This window comes from uncultured Arthrobacter sp., from assembly GCF_902805515.1.
Classification (GTDB): domain Bacteria; phylum Actinomycetota; class Actinomycetes; order Actinomycetales; family Micrococcaceae; genus Arthrobacter_D.
The window spans coordinates 1-2991 of record NZ_CADCTE010000102.1; the positions used below are offsets into that span (position 1 = coordinate 1).

General features: G+C 66.6%; 3 protein-coding genes. All 3 read right to left on the bottom strand.

Going from position 1 to position 2991, the window contains the following annotated elements; translation table 11 throughout:
- Window positions 1–390: 390 nt before the first annotated feature.
- Complete coding sequence (locus QZX79_RS09245) at window positions 391–960, bottom strand: calcium-binding protein (protein WP_294567789.1); 570 nt, start codon at window positions 958–960, stop codon at window positions 391–393.
- 101 nt (window positions 961–1061) lie between these two features.
- On the bottom strand, window positions 1062–2051 hold the full coding sequence (locus QZX79_RS09250; protein ID WP_294567791.1) for a hypothetical protein: 990 nt from the start codon (window positions 2049–2051) through the stop codon (window positions 1062–1064).
- Between the two features lie 159 nt (window positions 2052–2210).
- Window positions 2211–2991, bottom strand: a 781-nt coding sequence (gene tatC / locus QZX79_RS09255) for a twin-arginine translocase subunit TatC (protein ID WP_294567793.1), incomplete at its 5' end; no start/stop codon positions are given.

Below are 2991 nucleotides of genomic sequence, written 5' to 3' on the forward strand. Positions count from 1 at the left end.
CCGAGCACCGTCGAGATGTCGCTCGCCACGGATTACGCGGTCCAGCCGGCGTGGCTTAACAGGATCGCCCACCGCCCATTCTTCCGCGGCCTCACGGAAGACCTGCTCCGGCGCTCCATCCGGCGCTTCGAGGAGAGGCTCAGGTAGATCGCCGGTGGCCTCGGTCTCTCCTGCTCGCGAGCCACCGCCCCGACCTATCCCCGTCCGACGACCCGCCGGTCTCCGACACCACCGCGGTCCTCGCGCCGCCGCTCATCTCCGGTACTTTTGTCTTGAACGTCCCGAAGGACTGCTTGCCAGCCGGGGGCTCCTCTCCCGCCTTCGCGGACCTTGCGCGCCGGAGCATCGTCGGCCTGGGTGCCAGGCGGCTTGGTGGGCGTTCTCTATAACCTAGATATCCTGCTCGACGATCTCCACGATCTCGCAGTCCTCGGCCACCGTGTCGTCGGGGTTGGCCGTCACCCTATCCGTGCCGGGTCCGCACTCGGCCGTATCTGGGGTGGTTCCCGACTCGAAGTGGTGGTCGTTGAGGCCGATCCTGTCGTTGCCGTCCCCGCCGGAGGCCGTGACGGTACCGCCCAAGCCGAAGCCGATACCATCTTCGCCGGGGCCGCCGACCATCTCGTTCGCGGCGAGCACGTCGTCGCCGTCGCCGCCCACGACCCGGTCGTAGCCGCGCCCGCCCCAGAGCGTGTCGTCGCCCGCGAGGCCGAAGGCCGTGTCGTCGCCGGCGTCACCGTTCAGCCAATCTCTGCCCTTCCCGCCGATCAGCTCGTCGGGGCCGGCCAGGCCCTTGACGTAGTCGTCGCCGGCCCTGCCCGAAATCCTGTCGGCGTGCGGGGTGCCCTCGATGCTGTCCTTCTTCGCGGTGCCGTTTATGGTCTTCGCGAGCACCGCCCCGCTCGCCAGCACGAGCAGCAACGTCGCCACCATCATCACCGATAAGGTCCTTCTAGCCATCCCTCTACCCCTCATTTCGGTCGGTCGTTCCCGTCTCTCCTGCGCAGACTACATGCTTGTCGCGCGTGTCCGCGCTCTTCCGAATCGCCCCTAGCATCTCGCTACGGGATCGCCTGCCAGTCGGGGTTTTCGTAGCCGTACTCGGACGGGACGACGAGCCGCGCACGGTTTCTGTCGTCCAGAGGGGCCGCCTTCATGGTGTAGATGCCGTCCCTGGCGAAGGCCAGCCTCTTCCCGTCGGGGGACCAGACGGGGTCGCGGTACCAGCCCTTCCGGGTCAGGCGGGTAGGCTCCGTGCCGTCGGCCTTCATCGTGTAGATCTCGGGCGTGAAATCGTGGCTCCGCGGCCTGTCCCGGCCGCTCTCGAACACTATTTTGGTGCCGTCAGGGGACCAGTTGGGAGAGGTGTTGGCCGAACGGGTGGCCGTGAGGCGGACGGGCTCGTTGGACGGGCCCTCGGGGGAGGGGTCCATCACGTAGATCTCCGGCCCCGTGGTCCGCGGGGTGGTGCCCCGCGAAGAGGCGAAGGCGAGGCGCGTCCCGTCGGGCGACCATGCGGGACCATAGCCCCCCTTCGCGTCGTCGGTGAGTCGGACCTCGCCCGTGCCGTCGGCGTTGATGGCGTAAACGTCGTAGGTCTCGTAGTAGTAGAAGTAGTCCCCCATATCATCGCGGTGATACTCCACCCTGGTGAAGGCTATCCTCGTGCCGTCGGGCGACCAGGTCGGCTCGGACTCACTGAAACCCGCGCTCTCGGTCAACCGGGTCTTGCCGCTCCCGTCGGCGTTCATGACGTAGAGGTCGGAGAGGCTATCGCTGCCGAAGCCCTCGTCGCCCCCGCTGACGTAGGCGACCTTCTCGCCGTCGGACGACCACGCGGCGTGCCTGTCGTCGATGCCGCTGTTCCTGGTCAGGTTGATCCCGCCGGTGCCGTCGGGGTTTGTGCTCCGGATCTCGGCATCAGACCGCCCGGCAGACTCGTAGGCTATCCTGCCGTTCGTCCCGGGGAATGCCGCCTGTGCGGGCCCCGCCGCCGCCAGCAAGAGGAGCAATGCTCCCGCCAGGAGCACCGGTGTCATCCTCTTCGCCACGCATCCCCTCCTCGACAGTCCTGCATAGCCCGCAACCCGGTAAACCGCTCCTCCGGATGGGGATCAGCCGGATGCTAGCAGGGGGATACCCGCGGGTCGTGGTAGCAGGGTCCCATCTTCGGGAGAGATCGAGAGGAGAACCTGGCGGAGCGCGGCGCGCTAGAGGTCGCGCTCTTTCCCGTTCTCTTCGTGGGGCTCCGGCTCGAACTCTTCCTCTTCCTCCTCGTCGGTGCGGGCGAGGTTGTGGGCCGTGACCTCGGTGGTCGGGTTGACGTAGCGGGCTATGACGATGGAGAGCTCGTACATGACGATCAGGGGCACGGCGAGCATGACCATCGTGAACGGGTCTGGCGAGGGCGTTATGGCCGCGGCGAGGACGGTGTTGCCGACGACGGCGTGTTTGCGGTACTTCTTGAGCAGGTTGGCGTCGATGAGCCCGAGCTTCGCGCACACGTAGGTGGCAGCCGGCAGCTCGAACACTATCCCGCACGCGAGCAGGAACCGCGTGGTGAAGGCCAGGTAGAACGACGGCGTTATGATGGTCTCGTAGCGTTCGGTGTCCCAGTCGAGCAGGAAGTTCAACCCCGCCGGAAGAACGAAAAAGTAGCCGAAGGCTATCCCCGCGAGAAAGAGCGAGGAGGCGAGCGTGATCAGGATGTAGGTCGTCACGCGGCCCATATCGCCGACGGCCGGGGCCACGAATGCCCAAGCCTGGTAGAGCAGGACCGGGATGCTCAGCACGAAGGCCGCCCATAGGGCCAGCTTCATGTCGCTGACGAACTGCTCCCCCACGGAGGTGACGAAAAGCCTCTGGCCCTGGAACGTGTCGCCGGCGGGCGCGAGCAGGGCGTAGAAGAGTCGCTCGCGAAAAAACCACGTAACGATGGCCGCCAGGATGAAGATCGCGGCGACCTTGATGATCCTGGTCCTGAGCTCGCCC